The sequence below is a fragment of the Asaia lannensis NBRC 102526 genome (assembly GCF_024054035.1).
Taxonomy (GTDB): domain Bacteria; phylum Pseudomonadota; class Alphaproteobacteria; order Acetobacterales; family Acetobacteraceae; genus Asaia; species Asaia lannensis.
Genome location: NZ_JAMXQU010000004.1, coordinates 131748 through 151789, shown reverse-complemented (window position 1 = coordinate 151789; position 20042 = coordinate 131748). Strand labels below are relative to the sequence as shown.

The following is a 20042-nucleotide window of genomic DNA, read 5'->3' as shown; positions in this document are numbered from 1 at the left end:
CCGAATACACAGACAATAACCGAACAGACACGGAAAAGGGGGCTTGCGCCCCCTTTTCTCGTATCGATCGCCTGGACGTTCTGCCTTTTACGGGCGAGGCAGAGTGCCTTTCTTGTTCTTGAAATCATCTGCGATGCTCAGAACGTAAATGCCGAAACCGCCCAGTGAGAGTGCAAGCCCGACCCAGCCAACCGAGGTCCAGCCAAGACCTGCGGAGATGGCAAGCCCGCCCAGCCAGGGACCGACAGCATTGGCAATATTGAAGGCGCTCTGGTTCAGGGCTGCCGCAAGACCTTCTGCCCCGACTGCGACAGTGAGCAGACGCGCCTGCACGACGGTCGCCAAACCGCCGCTTGCACCGATCATGAACACGTTGATCGCAAGCGGTATGAATTTATGGGATGCCTCGGGAAAGCCCGCCATGGAGGCAGCACCCATCAGAAGAACGCCAGCAAGGGTCGGCATCATCTTGTGATCGGCCAGCCATGCGCAGACGAGCGTTCCGATCGTCATGCCCACACCGAATACGGCCAGCATGATCGGCACATAGGATTCCGGCACCTTGGTGACATTGATCATGATCGAGGCAAGATAGGTATAAACGCAAAATACACTGCCGAAACCGACAGCGCCGATTGCCAGTGTCAACCAGACCTGCCTTATCCTGAGCGCCGTGAACTCATTGAGGATGCTCGCATCCTTGCGTGGCGTATCCTTTGGCGCGAACATCATGAGCAGGAGTGCCGTGCACAATGCCAGGAACGCGATCAGTGCAAACGCCCAGCGCCAGCCCACGAGCTGACCGATACCGTTCGCAAGAGGTACACCGCCGATCGTGGCGATCGTCAGACCGAGAATGACGCGTCCCACGGCCTGAGAACGCTTGTTCGGCGGGACGAGCGACGAGGCAAGAATACCGGCGATACCGAAATACGCACCGTGCGGCAGACCGCTGATGAAGCGACAGACAAGAAAGAGAAAGTAATTCGGCGCTACCGCGCTGATGCCATTGCCCAGCATGTAGAGCAGCATCATGCTGATCAGCATGGTACGACGGCTGATCCCGGCACTGAACAGCGCAATGGTCGGGGCCCCTACACAGACACCTGCTGCATAGAGCACGATGGCATGTCCGGCCTCAGGATCGCTCACACCGAAAGTGTGTGCGATCATCGGCACAAGACTCATCGCTGCAAATTCGGCCGTGCCGATTGCAAAGGCACCAAGCCCGAGACTAAAAAATATGATGCGTATGTCGCGCATCGACCGGGCCAGATCGCCAGATCCCAAGCTGCTCATGCCACCCTCAGCAAATTCTCAAATGATTCTCGCGAACAGGGGCGCCCCTATGACCTTCACCGCTTATCCCGAGACAGTTTCTGCCCTTACCCTAGCTTCGAACGAATACGAAGAGGCTCTGGCGCAGAATGACATCGCAAAACTCGATGCCCTGTTCAGCGATAACCCGAACGTGATCCGGCTGGGCGCAACAGAGAACCTGTTCGGGGCAGAAGAGATCGCCGCCTTCAGACGCGCGAGAACGGGTGGAGCGCCCCCGAGAGAGCGCTTGCGTCGTGAAATCGTCGCACTCGGCCCCGATGCAGGCTGTGTCACCATCGTGTTTCGTAATCTGGCCAATGGCAGGATCGGTCGTCAGAGCCAGACCTGGGTCAGGGAAGCCGAAAGCTGGCGCGTCCTCATCGCACATGTGTCTTTTCTCGCAGGGTAGTGCCTTGGCAGTCGGATAACGGATGGCCGCTCCTTTTTTCGACGGTCGAAGGTCACACAGCGCGCATGATCGACCGGTATCGCCCTGTCCCAGAGCCACGCTGACAAACTGTGCCAGTAAATGAACTACTCGACATGTTTCTCCCACGGGTTTCCCTGTGCCTCTCGGCAACCGGTCCAAATTCCGCACGTTTGAGGACCATCGCTTTTTGCGACTATGCGCAATCAAACTCGTAAGGGTAGATCAATGACCACGAAAAACGCGATGCACACCACGCAGAACGCCCTGAAGTCCAACGCCAAGACCGTGTCGATCGAGACACTCAATGCCCGTCTGGCCGATCTGATCGATCTGGCACTGATTACGAAGCAGGCACACTGGAACCTAAAGGGTCCCCAATTCATCGGTGTGCATGAAATGCTCGATGGCTTCCGTGACAGCATTGACGATCTGGTAGACAAGGTCGCCGAGCGCGCGGTCCAGCTCGGTGGCACGGCCTATGGCACAGTGCAGGTCGTCGCCAAGAACTCTGCCTGCACGCCTTATCCGACCGATGTGTACAAAATTGCCGATCACATCTCCGCCCTGATCGACCGCTATGCCACCGTTGCCAACAACGTGCGTCAGTCGATCGATGTGACGGATGAAGCAGGCGACGCCGATACGGCCGACCTGTTCACCGAGGCCTCGCGTGCACTCGACAAGCATCTGTGGTTCCTCGAAGCCCACACGCAGGAGCCGACCGGCCAGATGCGCGACGGCGACCACACCGGCGCCCGCTAAGCTTCGCCCACCCGTTTTCGAACGGCACATTGAAAACCCCTGCTGCGTCTCACGCAGCAGGGGTTTTTTCATACCTGGTCGATAAAATGAAAGCCGCAGACCACCGTCGACTGCGCATGCAGACGCCCTCAAACGATACACAATCGAGACTTTTCATGGAGTTTAACGATGCATCGCCGTTACAGGACGATAAAGACATCGGGACTTCGTAACTGATGTTTCTTTGTGCCCTGCCCGGTCGTCACAACAGGTCTGATCTGCGCTTGCATTTTCAGGGCGAAATTTCATGAGTATTGTCACGATCGTCGGCACATCAGGTACAGTCGTTCAGGTAACTGTCAGCGGTGGCAAAGCACAGGCTATGGCCGAAACCTATGCCCAGCAGATGTCTGCCGCATTTTCGCGCAAGAAGCTGACCACGGTTCTGCTTTCAGAACGCAGTGCGGCGCCGACCGCCCAGGGGGACAGCCTCGTTCAGGGGTTTGTGACGACCGGCGGGAGCTACGCGCCTACGGGGAACTACGACTTCATCGGCGCCGGCGGCTGGGACAAATCGACCTCCGGGTCAGGTCAGGCGCTGCTCAACGACCGCGTCACTGTCGACGGCGCCGGGCTGACAATCTCCGGCATGCTGTCTGTTCTGGGCGGCAGTACGGCTGGCCTCACTTATGAAGCCGGGTCATCGAATGGCAGTTTCCTGGGCGTGAGTGGCGATAATTTCTTCAATGGTAGCACCCAGAGCGCCAGCTGGACCATCGTAACCGCCGAAGGCAACGACACCATACTGGCTACCAACGGAGAGAACAGCATCGATGCAGGCACAGGCAAAAACCTGATCGAGCTGCAGCAGGGGACGAACACCGTTTTCTCCGAAGGGCAGGACACGATTACAGGCCAGGAAGGCGGAAAGACACTGCTGACGCTCTCCGGCGGGAACGCCTGGGTGACGCTTGGCAGCAACAGTTTCATCAATGACGAGGCCTCGATCGGCAGCCATATCTCGATCGGCGATAACAGCACAGTGCAATCGGGTAGCGGCTCGACCGTGATCTTCTCCGGTGCCTCGGGCACCTTGTCCGGCGCTCGAAACGATACCGTTTCAGCTCTGGGCGATCTGACGGTGGAAAAAGGCGAGACCCAGACGCTCAGCGTTTCAGGCGCGCTCAAATTCATTGCGAACACAGGCAATACAGAGATCAGCGCCGAACAGGCGACGATCTGGGGTGCAGATGGTCTCTCCGCTCATGTCGATATCGGCTCGACAGCAATCTGGACTGGTAACCAGTCGGATAGCAGCACGAGTGAGGTGATCGACGCTTCATCTTCACAGGGTTCGCTCAGTGCATGGACCGGTGCCGGTGAGCAGACAGTCATCGGCGGCAGTGCTTCGGACCATTTCGTCTTTGGCACGGCCTATCCGGGCAACAATGATCCGACCTATGCAACAGTCACCGGAGGGAGTGGCGGGGCCAATACTTTTGGTGTGCTTGCTGGTCATACATCTGGCGATATCACGATTGCCGATTTCGCTGCTGTCAGCGGCAACAAATTTTTCATGTACAATTACAAGCCCGAAGATGCCGCCGCCGCCGTGCAGAAACTTCTCGCGACAGCAACGGTTCAGGGCGGGAACACCGCCCTCATGCTGGATAACAACATGAAGGTCACTTTCATCGGTGTGACCGATCTCAAGGCCTCGAACATCTCCATCAGCTGATCACGGCCCAGCCCGCCGGGATGCCCTAACAGCCATAGTCTCTGTACGAGAATGCCCTGCACACGACACAGGCTGGCAGGGCTGGATGTCAGGCAAGGGCGATCAGCGGTTTACAAAGGCCATGTTCTTCTCGCTGTATCGCGGTCCGGCAATCCTGTCCGGGGCAAGAGCATTATCCAGCACGTCAAGATCGTGCTGCGTCAAGCGCACGCCCAAGGCGCCGATATTGTCATCGAGATATTGTCGGCGCTTGGTGCCCGGTATCGGCACGATGTCCGGCCCCTTGGCCAGTAGCCAGGCCAGCGCGATCTGCGCGGGCGTTGCGTCATGCTGTGCTGCCAGCTGTCCCACAATCGCGGCAGCTTTCTGGTTGGCCTCGAAACAGGCTCCCTGGAAACGGGGATCCGTATGACGAAAATCGCTCTCAGGATAGGCTTCGGCCGGCTTCGCCGTGCCGGTCAGAAAGCCGCGCCCCAATGGACTGAAAGGCACGAAGCCAATCCCCAGTTCGCGCAGCAGGGGAAGAATATCGGTCTCGACATTGCGTTCCCACAGTGAATATTCGCTTTGCAGCGCCGCGACCGGGTGCACGGCATGCGCTTCCCTGATCGCGCGTGTTCCGGCTTCGGACAGGCCGAAATGCAGCACTTTGCCTTCCTCGACGAGGCGTCCGACTGCTCCTGCCACCTCGGCCATCGGCACAGCCGGGTCGACACGGTGCTGATAAAGCAGATCGATGCGGTCGGTCTGAAGGCGACGCAACGAGGCCTCGACAACCTCCCGAATATGCTCAGGCCGACTATCGACGCCCGTGGATTTCCCGTTTTCGATCCTGAAGCCGAATTTTGTGGCAATCGTCAGAGCACCACGACGCGACGACAAGGCCCGGCCCAGCAGTTCCTCGTTCAGGAAAGGTCCATAGACCTCGGCCGTATCGAACAGCGTAATTCCGCGTTCTATGGCGCGGTCGAGCGTGGCCAGACTCTCACGTTCATCGGCCTCGCCATAGGACTGGCTCATACCCATGCAGCCCAGACCCAGCGCAGACACACGCAGACCCGATGCCCCCAGAACACGATATTCCATTCCACCCTCCCCAACCGTTGCAGCCTGGCAGAGACAATGCCGGGGCGGGCTCAGGGTTTCTTGTCGTGCCGACGCCGTTTGGCAGGTTTCTCAAGCAATCGGGTGAGATAGCCCATCATCAGCGCTTCATCTGCGGTCAGACTATCGCTTTGCCCCTCCTGATCCAGAAGGCTTTCGGCCTGACGGGCAAAGGCCTCACGCAGGCTGCCATCGAGATAGCCTGTCAGAATGCCCGGATGAATATAGCATTTGCGGCAGACAGAGGGCGTATTGCCCAGTCTGGCCGCTACCTGCTCGATCGTACGCAGCACATTCTTCTTGGCGCGCGCACGACTATCGCCTTCCTCCAGGCTCGACAGGGTCAGTGCTGCCAGATGAGTTGCGGCCCAGGTCCGGAAATCCTTGGCCGTGATGTCCTCTCCACTGATTTCCTGCAGATAGGCGTTAACGTCATGGGAGTGGATCTCATGCGTCTCGCCTTCGTCGTCGAGATACTGGAACAGCTTCTGGCCGGGGAGGTCCTGTAGTCGTGCGATCACCCGCACCAGCCTGGGGTCGCGCACATCCAGATGCGCCTCTATTCCGTGCTTGCCTCTGAAATCGAGGGCAAGTTTCCCGCCTTCGATACGGGCATGTCGATGGCGCAGGGTGGTCAGGCCAAAACTGCGGTTATCACGTGCATAGGTTTCGTTCCCGATACGCGCCATCGTGCGCTCCATAAGACGCACGATAGCTGCCAGAACGCGCGGTCGACCCAGAGAGGGCGAGCGCAGATCGGCATCGACACGCTGGCGTATGAGCGGAAGTTTGTCCCCGAAAACCAGCATGCGCGCAAACTTGTCTTCGTCACGCACAAGGCGCCAGCGGGCATGATAGCGATATTGAAGCCTGTTCCGGCTGTCCTTCCCAACTGCCTGTAAATGGCCCCTGGGATTGGCACATATCCAGACGTCCCGATAGGCCGGCGGGATGGCGAGCGCCTTTATGCGATCTATCTCGGGCTGTGCCGTAATTTTCCCGCCTGCAGCGTCCCGATAGAAAAAGCCCTTGCCCGCGCGGTGCCGGGTTATTCCCGGTCGTGAACGATCGACGTAAACGAGATGGGCAGCACGTGCATGATCGCGGGCTTCCTGCTCCGCGCTGCGTTCCGTCAGGTTCTCCATGCTGCGCTTCTTTCCTCGTCCGATGCCCCGATGGGGGAGAGAGAAGCGCGGCAGAAGCGGAAGGGTTTCACATGCCCCTCCCGCTTCGCACTCAGGCAGCTGGCAGACGGATGAGATAATCGAATGCGGAAAGAGCGCTTTTCGCCCCCTCGCCCACTGCAATCACGATCTGCTTGTAAGGTGTTGTGGTGGCATCGCCCGCCGCGAACACCCCCGGTACCGATGTCGCGCCGTGATCATCGACCTTGATCTCACCAAAATCGTTCAGGGCCAGCGTTCCACGCAGCCATTCCGTATTGGGCAGCAGACCGATCTGCACGAACACGCCTTCCAGATCGATGCGATGATCCTTGCCATCGCCACCGCGATAGGTCAGCCCGTTCACCTTGTTGCCATCGCCCTCGATCCGGGTCGTCAGAGCCTCGGTCAGCACCGTCACATTCGGCAGGCTGTGCAGCTTGTCCTGCAAAACCTTGTCCGCCTTCAGCTTCGAGCTACGCTGCAACAGGGTGACATGCCCCACGATTCCGGCCAGATCGATCGCAGCCTCGACACCGCTATTGCCGCCACCGGCCACCGCGACGCGCTTGCCCTTGTAGAACGGGCCATCACAATGCGGGCAATAGGCGACCCCCTTGGTGCGATACTGCTCCTCACCCGGCACACCGAGCTGGCGCCAATGCGCGCCCGTTGCCAGTATGATGGTACGGCTGTGCAGAATCGCGCCGCTTTCGAGGGCCACGCCATACATTCCGCCCGGATGCGATGCTGGGAAAAGCTCCTTTGCGCGCTGGCCGGAAATGATTTCGACGTCATAGGAGCGGACATGCGCCTCAAGCTGGGCCGAAAGCTTCGGCCCCTCCGTCTCCTTGATCGAAATAAAATTCTCGATCCCGGCCGTATCCATCACCTGGCCGCCAAAACGATCGGCCACCAGACCCGTGCGCAGGCCTTTGCGTGCGGCATAGATCGCCGCAGAGGCACCGGCAGGACCGCTGCCGATAATCAGCACGTCGAAAGCGGGCATGTCTTTCAGGCGCTCGGCAGCACGGCGCGGCGCGTCGTCATCCAGCTTGGCCAGGATCTGGTTTACATCCATACGGCCCGAGCCGAAGGCCATGCCGTTCAGATAGATCTGCGGCACGGTCATGATGTTCTTGGAAGCGACTTCTTCCTGGAACAGCGCACCATCGATGGTCGTGACATTGATTGCCGGATTGAGAATGCTCATGGCGTTCAGGGCCTGCACCACGTCGGGGCAGTTCTGGCATGAGAGCGAGACGAAAATCTCGAAGCGGAATTCACCCACCAGTTCCTTGATCTGATCCGCAATCGCGGCCTCGATCTTGGGCGGGTGTCCCCCGGCCTGAAGCAGGGCCAGCACGAAAGACGTGAACTCATGCCCCATGGGTATGGCGGCAAAGTTCACCCCATGACGGCTGTCGCCACGTCTGATGAGGAAGGAGGGGCGTCGCTCGCTGACACCGTCTTCCGAATAGGTCACTTTATCGGAAAGGGCAGCCACTTCACGCAGAAGATCGCCCATTTCGCGCGCTTTCGCGCTCCCGTCGAGGGACGCTTCAAGCACGACCGGATGGGCCAGATTGGCGAGATAGGTCGAAAGCTGTGACTTGATGGGGTCCTGCAACATCTGGCTGATCCTGCTCTTTCCGAAAAACTGTGCCGGCGATTCCGGCGGGGCTGGCCCGGCGCTGAGACCGGGCCAGACGACCTCAGATCTTGCCGATCAGGTCGAGCGAGGGAGACAGGGTAGCTTCACCCTCTTTCCACTTTGCGGGGCAGACTTCGCCCGGATGCGATGCGACATACTGTGCCGCGCGGACCTTTTCGATCAGCTCTGCAGCCGAACGGCCGACGCCACCCGAAGTGACCTCGATGTACTGGATCTTGCCTTCAGGATCGATCAGGAAGGTGCCGCGATCGGCCATACCGGCTTCTTCGATCATGACATCGAAATTGCGGCTGATCGTGCCCGTCGGGTCGGCAAGCATGACATACTTGATCTTGCCGATGGCCGGCGAGGTGTCGTGCCAGGCCTTGTGCGTGAAATGCTTGTCGGTGGAGACCGAGTAGATCTCGACGCCAAGCTGCTTGAAGGTCTCGTAGTTATCGGCGAGATCCTCAAGCTCCGTCGGGCAGACGAAGGTGAAATCTGCAGGGTAGAAGAAGACGACGGACCACTTGCCCTTCAAGTCTGCTTCGGACACCTTGATGAACTTGCCATCGTGAAAGGCATCGGTTTCGAAAGGCTTCACTGACGCGTTGATGCGTGGCATGCGATATGCTCCCTGGTTCACATCTGTGTTTGATGACGGGCTCGTTGTCCCACGGATACGAACGCCCCGGAAATCGTTTCTGTCAATGGCAGATATAGGCAGAACCGTTTTCCCAGCGGGTACGGATTGGTCCTATCTATGGCTATGACCTATATTCCTCTTTCCGGGCTCTCCCTGCGCGACATCGAATACGTGGTGGCCGTCGATGATCTGCGTAATTTCTCGCGTGCTGCCGAACGATGCGGTGTCAGCCAGGCCGGATTGTCAGAGCAGGTGCGCAAGCTTGAAATGCTGCTCGATGTCACGCTGTTCGAGCGTTCGCGTCGTCATGTTGCCCCTACGCCTGACGGCATCAGGCTTATTGCCATGGGGCGCGAGGTCCTGGCCTCGGCGCGTGCCATGATCGAGGCTGCCAGATCGCGCACCGGCCCCCTGGAGGGGCTGTTGCGCATTGGTGTGATAGCGACACTCGGGCCGTATTACGTGCCAAGTCTTCTACCGCTCCTGCGCCGGTCCTACCCTGAGCTCAAGCTGCAGCTGACCGAAAGTCTGACTCAGGTCATGCTGTCGCGCCTGAGGCAGAACGAGCTCGACCTCGTTTTCGCAGCACTCCCCGTCCCGGGAGAGAGCTTTGAAAGCGCGCCGCTTTTCGAGGAGCCGTTTCTGGCCGTCTTCCCAAAATCGCATCCGCTGGCTTCGCGGGAAAACCTGACGATGCAGGATCTCGCCAGCGATCAGGGCGAAAACGGTCTCCTGCTACTCGAAGATGGGCACTGTCTGCGTGATCAGGCACTGGCTGTGTGCGGCATGATGCCGATGCGCGATCAGCAGCGCCTTGCCACCAGCCTCGAAATGCTGTGGCACATGATCGGCGCCGGTGAAGGCTATTCGCTCATTCCCCAGCTCGCCTTGCGCAACCGGGCAGAATGGGATGAGCTGGTCGTGACCCGTGCCCTGCCCTCTGCCAGTCGACAGATCGGCCTTGTCTGGCGCAGCTCTGACCCGAGAGGCCCGGCATTCCGCGAGTTCGCAGCATTTCTCGCGAGCAAGGTTCCCGCTGGATGCCTTGCATCGGATACACCAAGAGCTCAGCACTGAGCCCCAGCACCAAGCCCCAGGGCGTCCGTTGCATCCGAAACCTGCTTCGGACGTCATTTCAGCATACATTTCAGGCATCGCGTTTCACGCCGCTTCTGCCCGGTCCGATGCTACCGGGTGTGATACTGCCTGAGGCGGCCGCAGATGAGCTGACTAGAAAAGCCAGCTCCAGAAGCCCTTATCCTTCAGGTCGTTCTCGCAGCTGGCATACTGGGCAGCATAGACGTTGGAGCGTGCACCGACTTTCCGTGCAGCGGTCATGAGCCACCCCTTGCTGGCATAAGACCGTCGGCGATAGCCGCCCCACCCTTCATGATAAGCCAGATACTGCCTTGTCCCGTCGGTGACGGGAACACGGTTCTGTCTGTGCGTGTTGGTGACGTACCAGTTGATGAAATCTAGCGAATCCGCAAAGTTTTCGCGGCTGGCACTTGTATCCGTCGCTTTCTGGTAATCGCGCCATATATCGGTTTTGGCCTGAGGATAGCCGTAGGCTGTCGTCACGTACCCCCAGGGGATGAACCACAGGATATAAGTGCGCTTTGTGTGCAGGTTACTGTGATAACCCGACTCCTGGTACATGATGGACATCGGCACGGAGAAAGGAACATTCCATTTTTTCTCCTGACGCAGCGCCGCATGATACCAGCCGCGTTTTTCATGAAAGATCGAGCAGATATCGTCCGGATGGGCGGGGGGAACGGGCGTGCAGGCCGCAAGACACAGCGCTGTCAGCAAAGACCCCGGAACCAGCTTGCTGAGAGACAAATCCAGACCACCCCTGCAAGCGTCGCTCTATACGACGCTTTTCGCGACCGTCACGCCAATCCCTGCCGGTGAGATCCGGTTACCATCGGATCTGTCAGCCCCGCCTGTGTCAGCAAGCCCGGCAGACACGATCGTAACCGCAAGCAAGCCGGCCTGGGCGATCAGCGCACGATCTTGACGTCCCCGGTCCATTCACTGCGCGGAATCAGGGACAAATCGGCTGCGCAGGTGCCGACCATATAGCGATCGGGGTCCCACGACCAGATTTCAGGCGCATCGACCGGCTCAGGCCCGCCGAAGGTCGGAAGGGAAAACGACAGACCGGTCTCACCGGTCTTGACCGCCTCATACAGGCTGTCGAGTGTCGGATACATCATGCGAAACGCCTCCTTGTGCCTTCCGGTATTGCTTTCCGGCTTGAGAGCAGAACCTTCGATCCAGCCCGGAGTTTCTCCCTGAGCGGCATACGTATTCGTCACATTCCGGACAGAACAGGCCGCTACATATAAACCTCTCCCGTTTGGGCACGCCCATCCGGGCACTCTATCGGCAGTCGTTCCATGAAGTCTCCCAATCCGTTCGCATCATCCCCTTCCGAGCACCGCCCCCACCAGAGCCATGCGCAATTCGAAGAGGCCGAGCGGCAAAGGCGACTCGCTCTGTTGATCGACAGGTTGCCGGGCCGGATGGCCGAGCTCGTGCGCTGGCTTCTCGCTCCCTCACGGATCTGGATACGCATTCCCGCGGGTTTGCTGTTCATGATCGGGGGCTGTCTTGCGTTTCTTCCGGTACTGGGGCTGTGGATGCTGCCTCTCGGCTTCTTCCTTCTCGCGGAAGATATTCCGGTTTTGCGTAGATTGAGTGGCCGGTTACTGGCCTGGATAGAGCGTCGTCATCCAGGCTGGATGAAGCCCTCAGCCAAGCCTGAAAGCTGAACACCGTCTGGTGTTCAGCCCGCGTGCCCTGAAAACGGGCCTATCCCTGACCGACATTCACGCCTTGACAACAGGCCGTGACAACGCATGGCAGGATAAAGCGGGCACGATGACAAATGAGGACAGAACGGGCGCGCTAATGCCCCTCAGGACTTCGATTTATCGACCGGCGTCGTGGCGCTGCGTATGCAGGCACTCTGTTCCTGTGTCGCAGGGTTGCACTCGGGCAATTTCTGAGCCGTCGGGATAGGCCAGAAAAGACGTATCCCCAGAGAGATCAGCACCAGAACGAGAGCAACGATCGCCCAAGGCATGATGGAAGGCAGCTTGCGCGGCGGTTCCGGATCGGGAACCCCCTCTTCCATCATGCGGCGCAGATCGTTCATCGACTCAGCCCTTCACCAGCGCGGCCTGCATTTCTTCCCATTCGCGCTTGCTGAGCCCTGAATCGGCCTGCGTTACAGTCTCACCCGAAAGCTGACGACGCAGCACCGCGATCATGCCAGCCGAGAAGGTGAAGGCGCCCAGACGATATTCCTCGAACGCGGCGGCTGTGATCGGTACCCAGGCACGCAGGATCTCGATCATGGCTTCGGCATAGACGCGAATTTCATACTGCGCATGGCTATCTGCACGCAGGCTCAGGAAATGCAGCAGGTTATGAAGATCGATCTTCCAGTACCACTGCGTATAGGTATTGAGCGTCAGGTTCATGCGTGCCAGCTCGCGGGCAAGACCGTAGCCTTCCGGATCGAGCATGGTCTCGTAATTGTCATAGCAGCGTGCCGCGTCCTGACGCAGCAGATCCAGCACCTCGGCCGATTTTTCCGGTGAGAGCGGTTCTGCGCGGCCCTGACGATTCGACACGCTTTGCGACGACACCTGCTCGGGTTCGGGCAGGTAGAATTCACGGTCGAGAATCGAGTAACGCGCGGAGTACTCGTTCACGCTCGCCATGCGATGGCGGATCCACTGTCGTGCCACGAAAACCGGCAGTTTGACGTGAAACTTGATCTCGCACATTTCGAACGGCGTCGAATGACGGTGGCGCATCAGATAACGGATCAGACCCGTATCCTCAGACACTTTCTTGGTGCCACGCCCGTAGGACACGCGGGCAGCCTGAACCACAGCCCCGTCATCGCCCATATAGTCGATGACACGGATAAAACCGTGATCCAGCAACTCTATGGGAGAAAAGAGAAGTGCCTCCAGAGCGGGCACAGTCGGCCGGCTCGTCTGGGAAGGCGAAAGGCGGGAGGCGTCGATTTCGGCGCGTTGTTCTGGTGTCAGCGGCATGGGCCGAGCCTTACCACAAGAGTGCCGCACAAAACACTGTCAGTATGGTCACACATCGTGATTCGCGACCGGCTTTTTTTCTCCGCGCTTTCCTGCTGCCCAGACGCTCGCACGTCTTTCGGGCCTCTTCCGCCCTGGTCCTCTCACCCTCTTTTTTTCTCTTGGCCCGTTTCCTGCCGCGTCTGTCGCTGCACCTGCATGCGCCTCTTGTCGGGACCGCCGGGAGGGCCTATATGCATCGGTGCCGGAGGGTTCGCCCTTGGCTATGGCGATAAACGGTAAGTGGAATAATCGTTACGGACCCGGGGGCAGTGCCCGGCGTCTCCACCATTCCTTCCCGAAGGCTCTGCCAGACGGAAAGTCAGGGGACGAAACAGGCTCGACGTGCGTGGTAAAGACTTATCTTTTGCCCGGCATTGTACCGCCGTTATCGGGCTAAATCACAAGTGCCAATGATAACACAAAGGTGCTCGCTGTCGCTGCATAAGCGATAAGCGCGGTTCGGGAGGGCACCGGGCAACAGAAGCCCTCCCACTTCACTTCCCCCATGACAGGTTTGCCCCGCGCGACAACCGGCTGTCATCTGCCCGGCAATCATCTGCATCGACGTCCAAAGAGCATCTGCACGATACGCGCGCCATCGAGGCCTTGCCATGACGTACGAAACGTCGCATCCCTGCAGGATCAGTTTCCGGCAAATGGATCGCTTAGAATGAACGATGATCAGGGTGACGGCATGGACCACGAGCTGCCAGAAAGCCTGCTTCCCTATGATGAATGGGTCGAAGATGCCTATCGCGAGGTCATGCTGCGCGCACTCGATTATGCCGGTGCCGAAGGGCTGCCTGGGGAGCACCATTTCTATCTCACGTTTCTGACCGATTATCCGGGCGTCATCATTCCCGACCGTCTGCGCGCGCAGTACCCGCATGACATGACGATCGTGCTTCAGCACCAGTTCTGGGATCTGAAAGTCGATCGTGAGGCCATGACCGTTTCTGTCGGTCTCTCATTCGGCGGAATTGGCAGCGTTCTGGTCATTCCGTTCGCTGCAATCACTGCCTTCGCCGACCCCCATATCCGTATGGCCCTGCGCTTTACGGTCGATCAGGGCGAAGTCGCAACCGGGATCGAGGAAACCGAAACCGAGTCTCAGGAAGTCGAGGAAACGCATCCTGCAGCCAGCGAAGACGGACAGGTTGTCAGTCTCGACGCGTTTCGCAAACGCCCTCACTGACTTGCCCCGGTCGGCCCGTTCCGACCGGCCCATTACGACCGACCTGTCCTTTCTGACCTGCTCTCAAGCAACCAAGGGCAGGCATCAGCTGGCCGTGACCAGCCCACGAACAATCCTGTGCAGCTCTGCCTCGATAGCCGGTCCATTCTCGCCCGTTACAAGCTGCGGGGCGAGTTTGAGGACATGAAGCAGCACAACGCCGCGTGTCGGCGCAGTCTCGCGCTTGTCAGGGCTGACCTGTTCGAGCAGGGCGATAACGCGTGAAAGAAACTGGCCGCGCCATTCTTTCGTAACATTTTCCACATCGGGGCGAGCTGCGAGAAGCAGGGTCGTGTAATCGCGCTCCGCCTTTTTCTCCAGCCATGCTCCGAGCAGGCCGGACGCCGCGCTTTCGAAATCTCCCGGTACCGTGGTCTCGCGGATATGATCGAGCACGGCAAGCCGGTCATGGATGAACCGTTCGAGCAGTGTGGTGGCGATACTCTCTTTCGTCGGAAAGAAGCGGTAGAGCGAGCCGATTGCCGTGCCTGAGCGCGCGGCGATTTCGGTCATTGTCGTGCCATCGACCCCTTTTTCGGAAAATACCTCACCCGCCGCGTCGAGAATGCGCGCCACGCGTTCACGCCCGCGCTGACGCTTCGGCGCGATAGCGTTTGACTTATGCGAGGATTCCCTCGCATAACTGCCGGGTGACGTTTCCATAAGCGAAAGGGTCCTCCATGCCTGCTCTCGATCCCAAGACAACCGCACTCGTCCTGATCGACCTTCAGAAAGGCATTCTGACTATGCCTGTCGTTCCTCATCCGAGCAAAGACGTTCTCGATAAAGGCATGGCGCTCGCCAGCGCCGCGCGCGCAGCCGGTGCGCCGGTCATTCTGGTTCATGTCGGCTTCGCCCCCGATTTTGCCGATGCACCGCCCAGCAACGTCGATGCGCCGCTGAGCTCTGCATCCCCCCTTCCCGCTGACTGGAGCGATCTCGCCCCCGGGCTGGAACAGACGGGGGATATCGTGGTGCTCAAGAAGCAATGGGGCGCCTTTACGGGGACCGACCTCGATCTCCAGCTACGCCGTCGTGGCATCAAGACCATCGTTCTTGCCGGAATCGCCACGAATTTCGGTGTGGAATCGACGCTGCGTCACGCCTGGGAACTCGGTTACGATGTCGTCGTGCCCGAGGATGCCTGCACATCGCTGAATGCGGACCTGCATCGCATGGCGTTTACTCACGTCTTTCCCCGCCTGTGTCGGGTCACGACTGCCAGCGAGGTGACGTTCAGCGCATGAAAGCGCGGGCGCACGGTCTGCTGATCCTTTCGGCCCTCTCCGCCCTCCTGGCTGGAGGGCTGATGCTGGTGGGTTTTCCTGCGGCCCTTCTGCTCGGCCCCATGCTGGCCGCCATCGCCGTAGCGGTGAGCGGCCATAGCATACCGCTCCATCACCGGCTGCCCGTTATCGCCCAGGCCATTATCGGGCAGCTGATGGCCCATAGTCTCACCATGAGAGTGCTGCGCGAGATACTGGCGCACTGGAGCATTTTCATCGGTGGCGTCATGTCCGTTGTCGTCATCAGCTTCGCACTTGGCTGGCTGCTGGCACGATTGCGCGTCATGCCCGGTACGACCGCCCTATGGGGCGCCTCGCCCGGTGCAGCCACGGCCATGATCCTGCTTTGCGAGGATTACGGGGCCGATCAGCGTCTCGTAGCCTTCATGGTCTATCTGCGCGTCCTTATGGTGACATTCGCAACTTCGATCGTCGCACATTTCGTCGTGGGTGGAGCCTCTGCCCCCCATCATGGCGCTGGGGCTATTGCGGCGGGGCCGTTCGCCTTCTGGCCCTGTCTGCCTCTCATCGCCCTTGCGGTTCTTCTTGCGCCGTTCATACGCCATGGGGCTGCGCCGCTTTTGCTGAGCATGGTTGGCGGTGTGATCGTTCAGGCCGAATTCGGCCTGCATTACACACTGCCTTTCTGGCTTCTTGCCCCCAGTTACGTCGTGATCGGCTGGATGATTGGGCGACGCTTCACGCGTGACGTTCTGCGCCATGTCTGGCGCGCCCTGCCTGCCGTCTCGGCCTCGACAGTCGTGCTGATACTCGGCTGCGCTGGCCTCTCCTGGCCACTGGCCCATATCGCCCATGTGGATCTGCTGAGCGCCTATCTCGCCACCAGCCCGGGCGGAGCGGATTCCATCGCCATTATTGCGGCCTCGACACCCATAGATGTGCCTTTTGTCATGGCCATGCAGATTGCGCGTTTTCTCGTGCTGCTGGCCATCGCGCCGGGTATTGCGACGACTCTTGCGCGTCTTCTTCCCGAGGGACGTAGCGCTCACCCTAGTCAGGCGAGGCGGAACACTGATACTGCTTGAACCAGATTTCAGTCAGCGAAAGTCCGGACCTCATGCGTTTTACAGTCGATCGTCTCGACCATATCGTTCTCACGGTTCGTGACCGCGCCCTGTCGGCAAACTGGTATCAGCGCGTTCTGGGCATGGAAATCGAGGAATACGGGCGCAATAATCGCGTTTCGCTCTGTTTTGGCGGCCAGAAGATCAATCTGCGTCCGGTCGAGTCCGAAGGCTGGACGACGGCTGAAAAAGCAGCGCCGGGCGTAAGCGATCTGTGCTTCACAACGGCCATCGATTCGGAAAACATCATCCGGCATCTCGAAAAATGCGGCGTGGCGATTATCGAAGGACCCGTAACGCGTATCGGCGCCCTAGGACCGATTACATCGGTCTATATACACGACCCCGATCAGAACCTTGTCGAGATCGCCTCCTATCAGGGGTAGGCCCGTCAGGAAAAAACAGAACGACAGGCAGAGCTAAAAAAAGGGGGCGGAATTTCCGCCCCCTTTTTCGTTACCAGTTCTTGCTGATCAGCCAGAATTCTTCGGATGTCAGGGTCACGACACCACCGCCCGGCAGGGTGGTCTGGGCAGCAGCACTGGCCAGCGCTTCGATACGCTCGACCATGATCGTCTTGCGCACATGGGTTTCGGACTGTTCCTGCACCTGAGCCAGAGCGGTCAGGGCAGATTTGGAAGCCTTTGCGACGCGGGCTGCGTCAAGAGCGGCATAGGACATTGACTATCTCCTTGAAGCTGATGCTTCTTCATATAGTCATGTGAATGCGTCATTTCACCCCGACAGGCCGATTAAGATCGGATGCCGCTGCTCCGCTTCTCCGTCCATGCGGAAAACACCACTCCTGCAGCACATTATCTGCGCCGGTCAGCCTGCACGTCGGGCCATGAAATCAAAGCTGACCACGACCGGCAACCCGACCCATTGCCCGGATGCCCAGGGTCCCTGTCCGACACCGAATTGCGTACGCATGAGATCGGCTTGACCTTTGGCATGTGCCGTCTGCCCATCGACCGAAAGCATGAAATCAAGTCTGACAGGACGCGTGACATCGCGCAGGGTGAGCGATCCGTCTGCCTGATAGGTGTTCGCGCCGGTTCGACGTATGGCCGTCGAGACGAAATGTGCCTTGGGGAAAGACGCTATATCGAACCAGTCTTTTCCCGGCAGGGCTGTGTCGCGCTGGGTGTCGCCCGTCCGCGCACTCCCCAGATCGATCGTCAGATCGATATGCCCGGTTTGCGGCTGGGCAGGATCGAAGTCGATACGAGCCTCGTAGCGTGAGAACGTTCCGGTAAATCCCGATCCGGTCTGTGTTCCGGAAAACTCGAGCTGGCTATGGGTCTTGTCGAGCTGCCACGGCATCGAGTGCGTCTGTGCGGCTGCCGTTCCTGCCGACAGGGTGAGGCCAAGAACCATCGCCAGAACCGGGACGAGAGCCAGACCGGGTCGAGAAGCACTCATGGCTTTTCCTTTGCTGAAACCGGGATCGCGCGCCATGGCAGCATGCGTCGCAGCACATCGTCACGCAGCATGAAATGATGGCGCAGGGCCGCGCCCACATGGAGAGCGATCAGAACGATAAGCCCCCAGGCGCCATAGGCGTGCAGTGTCGCAAAAAAATCCTCGACCGGCTTTTTATCGGCGAGATGGGGAAGATAGGGCAGATCAGGCCAGGGAATGACTCCATAAAGCACCGTCGGAATGGCGAAGACCGAGCTCGAAACCAGAGCCCAGCCGCTCAGGGGGAGAAAGAGCATTTCGCCATAGAGCGCCCAGTGACCGAAACGGGCCAGACGCTTTTCCAGCGCCCGCATGCCCGAAGGCAAAACTGGCGGATGGTGGAACAACCGCCAGACGAGCCTGAGCAGGGCTGCAAGCAGGACGGTAATGCCAATCGACTTGTGAAGCTGAAACAGACGAAACATGGTGCCCGGATCGAGCGACCCATGCACCATCACGAGCCCGATACCCAGCAAGGCGAGGATACCGATTGCCATGACCCAGTGGAGGATCATGGCGATGGCCGTATACCGCACCCCGGTAACGGACAGGACCGGGACCGACGATGCGGAGGCAGGCTGCGCCGGATTGGACCCGGCCCTGTCGGGAGAGGCGGGTCCGCGCTTCATCGGGTCAGGACTGGCGCTCGAAAGCCGCTGCGATATGCAGGGTCACCGAATCGCCAACCAGAGGCACGTAACGCGACACGCCGAACGCGCTGCGGGAGATCACGGCATTTCCCTCGAAACCGACCGTCTCCTTCTTGTCGAGCGGGTTCACGCCGCTACCGATGAGACGCGCCTTGAAGGTTATGGGTCTGGTCACGCCATGGAGCGTCAGATCGCCGGTAATGCTGGCCATGCTCGCCCCGATGCGAACGATACGGGTCGAGACAAAATGGGCGGTCGGGAATTTATCGGCGTCGAACCAGTCCGCGCCTTTGAGTTCGCCATCGAGCTTGGACACTGTGGTCTGAACCGAGGCGATGGGCAGGGTTACATCGAGCTTCGTGGCATCGACATGCGCCGGATCGAGCGTCAGCGTGCCCGAAGCCTGTGAGAAGAAGCCTGAGAAATCGGTAAAGCCCATATGGAGCAGGGTGAAGCCGACCTGCGTGTGATAGGGCTCGACGGCATAGCTGCCAGCCTGAACGGCCTTCGGATCAGGCGTGCCGCCCTTCTGGGCATGGGCCTGCGGCAGGGCGATGAGCGACGCAAGAAGCGCTGCGCTGGCAAGGAGAGTTCTGGTCACGACGTAACCCTTTCTCGAATGAACGACTGAATGTGAAAAGGGAATGTCAGATGGAAAGCGCAGCGATTTCCGCGCGTGCAGCCTTCATGGCAGCCTCGCGTGCTTCAGGCCCACGACTCAGCCCTTCGGCACGCACCCATGTGAGATCGCGCAATCCGAGGAAACCGAGAACGGCGCTCATATAGGGCTCCTGATGGTCCATTACGGCAGCAGGATTGCCGGGCGTGTAATTGCCGCCGCGGGTCGAAATCAGAACGAGCTTCTTTCCTGCAGGAATGAGCCCGACAGGGCCGTGCTCCCCATAGCTGAATGTCTTGCCTGCCACGACGATACGGTCGATCCAGTCCTTGAGCTGTGCAGGAATGGTGAAGTTGTACATCGGCACGCCAATGACGATGACATCGGCAGCGAAGAGCTCATCCACATGGGCATTGCCACGCGCCAGATCGGCCTGGATCGTCTCATCGGTCACCTCTCCCCCGAACCGGGCCGCCACATGGTCCGCGCTGAGCAGCGGGATCGGGTTGGCGGCCAGATCGTGATAGGTCACCTCGGCCTGGGGATGGGCCTTTCTGAGATGCGCGATGGTCTCTGCCGAAAGGGCGCGGCTCGCCGAGTTATCGCCGAGAATGCTGGAATCGATATGAAGAATCTTCATGCTATGCGCTCCTGAATGCGTATGGGCCAAAGCTGCAGAATGAAAGCCTCTCCTGCCTGCTGCTCCGGCCAGCCAGTGCGTCATACCGTCCCATATGATGATCCATCTGGACACTTGATATATTCCGATGGATAGTATCGATAAATA

24 protein-coding genes and 1 other RNA gene are annotated in these 20042 nt (G+C 59.3%); 10 read left to right on the top strand and 15 right to left on the bottom strand.

Annotation, left to right across the window (positions count from 1 at the left end; genetic code table 11):
• Positions 1-87: 87 nt before the first annotated feature.
• Complete coding sequence (locus NF685_RS07465) at positions 88-1299, bottom strand: MFS transporter (protein ID WP_222546813.1); 1212 nt, start codon at positions 1297-1299, stop codon at positions 88-90.
• Between the two features lie 49 nt (positions 1300-1348).
• Here NF685_RS07465 and NF685_RS07460 point away from each other — a divergent pair, with 49 nt between their 5' ends.
• The 3 genes from NF685_RS07460 to NF685_RS07450 all read left to right on the top strand — a co-directional run bounded on the left by NF685_RS07460 (position 1349) and on the right by NF685_RS07450 (position 4229).
• A complete protein-coding gene (locus NF685_RS07460) occupies positions 1349-1729 on the top strand; it encodes an AtzH-like domain-containing protein (RefSeq protein ID WP_252849174.1) in 381 nt (126 codons plus the stop codon).
• A gap of 246 nt (positions 1730-1975) precedes the next feature.
• On the top strand, positions 1976-2512 hold the full coding sequence (dps, locus tag NF685_RS07455; RefSeq protein WP_252849173.1) for a DNA starvation/stationary phase protection protein Dps: 537 nt from the start codon (positions 1976-1978) through the stop codon (positions 2510-2512).
• 286 nt (positions 2513-2798) lie between these two features.
• Complete coding sequence (locus NF685_RS07450) at positions 2799-4229, top strand: calcium-binding protein (protein ID WP_252849172.1); 1431 nt, start codon at positions 2799-2801, stop codon at positions 4227-4229.
• Between the two features lie 102 nt (positions 4230-4331).
• On the opposite strand, the gene NF685_RS07445 is transcribed toward NF685_RS07450, so the two are convergent.
• From NF685_RS07445 to ahpC, 4 genes are all read right to left on the bottom strand, one after another.
• Complete coding sequence (locus NF685_RS07445) at positions 4332-5315, bottom strand: aldo/keto reductase (RefSeq protein ID WP_252849171.1); 984 nt, start codon at positions 5313-5315, stop codon at positions 4332-4334.
• 50 nt (positions 5316-5365) lie between these two features.
• Positions 5366-6478, bottom strand: coding sequence for a DNA topoisomerase IB (locus NF685_RS07440; protein WP_252849170.1), 1113 nt, complete (start codon positions 6476-6478; stop codon positions 5366-5368).
• A 91-nt stretch (positions 6479-6569) separates the two neighbouring features.
• A complete protein-coding gene (ahpF, locus tag NF685_RS07435; protein WP_252849169.1) occupies positions 6570-8129 on the bottom strand; it encodes an alkyl hydroperoxide reductase subunit F in 1560 nt (519 codons plus the stop codon).
• A gap of 82 nt (positions 8130-8211) precedes the next feature.
• The gene (ahpC, locus tag NF685_RS07430; protein ID WP_222546808.1) at positions 8212-8775 is read right to left on the bottom strand and encodes an alkyl hydroperoxide reductase subunit C; all 564 of its coding nucleotides are present in this window, start codon (positions 8773-8775) and stop codon (positions 8212-8214) included.
• A gap of 144 nt (positions 8776-8919) precedes the next feature.
• Here ahpC and NF685_RS07425 point away from each other — a divergent pair, with 144 nt between their 5' ends.
• Positions 8920-9873 (top strand): hydrogen peroxide-inducible genes activator, encoded by a 954-nt coding sequence (locus NF685_RS07425; protein WP_252849247.1) that lies wholly within the window; start codon positions 8920-8922, stop codon positions 9871-9873.
• A gap of 153 nt (positions 9874-10026) precedes the next feature.
• On the opposite strand, the gene NF685_RS07420 is transcribed toward NF685_RS07425, so the two are convergent.
• A complete protein-coding gene (locus NF685_RS07420; protein WP_252849168.1) occupies positions 10027-10641 on the bottom strand; it encodes a transglycosylase SLT domain-containing protein in 615 nt (204 codons plus the stop codon).
• Positions 10642-10802: 161 nt separating this feature from the next.
• Entirely contained in the window at positions 10803-11120 is a 318-nt protein-coding gene (locus NF685_RS07415) for a hypothetical protein (protein ID WP_252849167.1), read from the bottom strand.
• A gap of 81 nt (positions 11121-11201) precedes the next feature.
• Between NF685_RS07415 and NF685_RS07410 the strand changes: the two genes are divergently transcribed.
• On the top strand, positions 11202-11576 hold the full coding sequence (locus NF685_RS07410; RefSeq protein WP_252849166.1) for a hypothetical protein: 375 nt from the start codon (positions 11202-11204) through the stop codon (positions 11574-11576).
• 146 nt (positions 11577-11722) lie between these two features.
• On the opposite strand, the gene NF685_RS07405 is transcribed toward NF685_RS07410, so the two are convergent.
• Both NF685_RS07405 and thyX read right to left on the bottom strand, forming a co-directional pair.
• Entirely contained in the window at positions 11723-11962 is a 240-nt protein-coding gene (locus NF685_RS07405) for a hypothetical protein (protein ID WP_252849165.1), read from the bottom strand.
• A gap of 4 nt (positions 11963-11966) precedes the next feature.
• Entirely contained in the window at positions 11967-12875 is a 909-nt protein-coding gene (thyX, locus tag NF685_RS07400) for an FAD-dependent thymidylate synthase (RefSeq protein ID WP_222546804.1), read from the bottom strand.
• 203 nt (positions 12876-13078) lie between these two features.
• Here thyX and ssrA point away from each other — a divergent pair.
• Positions 13079-13411: a transfer-messenger RNA gene (gene ssrA, locus NF685_RS07395) on the top strand.
• Between the two features lie 176 nt (positions 13412-13587).
• Positions 13588-14112, top strand: a complete 525-nt coding sequence (locus NF685_RS07390; protein ID WP_222546803.1) for an SspB family protein — start codon at positions 13588-13590, stop codon at positions 14110-14112.
• Positions 14113-14196: 84 nt separating this feature from the next.
• On the opposite strand, the gene NF685_RS07385 is transcribed toward NF685_RS07390, so the two are convergent.
• Positions 14197-14814 carry a TetR/AcrR family transcriptional regulator gene (locus tag NF685_RS07385; protein WP_252849164.1) on the bottom strand — a complete coding sequence of 206 codons (618 nt, stop codon included), beginning with the start codon at positions 14812-14814 and terminating at the stop codon, positions 14197-14199.
• Positions 14815-14831: 17 nt separating this feature from the next.
• Between NF685_RS07385 and NF685_RS07380 the strand changes: the two genes are divergently transcribed.
• From NF685_RS07380 to NF685_RS07370, 3 genes are read left to right on the top strand one after another with little or no spacing between them, the layout of a single operon-like run.
• Complete coding sequence (locus NF685_RS07380) at positions 14832-15398, top strand: hydrolase (RefSeq protein ID WP_222546801.1); 567 nt, start codon at positions 14832-14834, stop codon at positions 15396-15398.
• Positions 15395-16483 (top strand): AbrB family transcriptional regulator, encoded by a 1089-nt coding sequence (locus tag NF685_RS07375; RefSeq protein ID WP_252849163.1) that lies wholly within the window; start codon positions 15395-15397, stop codon positions 16481-16483. The genes NF685_RS07380 and NF685_RS07375 overlap by 4 nt, the downstream gene beginning before the upstream one ends.
• A 32-nt stretch (positions 16484-16515) precedes the next feature.
• Positions 16516-16908 (top strand): VOC family protein, encoded by a 393-nt coding sequence (locus NF685_RS07370; protein WP_222548706.1) that lies wholly within the window; start codon positions 16516-16518, stop codon positions 16906-16908.
• Between the two features lie 70 nt (positions 16909-16978).
• Here the strand turns inward: NF685_RS07370 and NF685_RS07365 are convergent, their stop codons facing one another.
• From NF685_RS07365 to NF685_RS07345, 5 genes are all read right to left on the bottom strand, one after another.
• Entirely contained in the window at positions 16979-17203 is a 225-nt protein-coding gene (locus NF685_RS07365) for a hypothetical protein (protein ID WP_222546799.1), read from the bottom strand.
• Positions 17204-17350: 147 nt separating this feature from the next.
• Entirely contained in the window at positions 17351-17947 is a 597-nt protein-coding gene (locus tag NF685_RS07360) for a YceI family protein (protein WP_252849162.1), read from the bottom strand.
• Complete coding sequence (locus tag NF685_RS07355; RefSeq protein WP_252849161.1) at positions 17944-18615, bottom strand: cytochrome b; 672 nt, start codon at positions 18613-18615, stop codon at positions 17944-17946. The genes NF685_RS07360 and NF685_RS07355 overlap by 4 nt, the downstream gene beginning before the upstream one ends.
• Positions 18616-18619: 4 nt before the next feature.
• Complete coding sequence (locus tag NF685_RS07350; protein WP_252849160.1) at positions 18620-19237, bottom strand: YceI family protein; 618 nt, start codon at positions 19235-19237, stop codon at positions 18620-18622.
• A gap of 46 nt (positions 19238-19283) precedes the next feature.
• Positions 19284-19895: an FMN-dependent NADH-azoreductase gene (locus tag NF685_RS07345; protein WP_252849159.1), complete on the bottom strand. Its 612-nt coding sequence runs from the start codon at positions 19893-19895 to the stop codon at positions 19284-19286.
• Positions 19896-20042 lie beyond the last annotated feature (147 nt).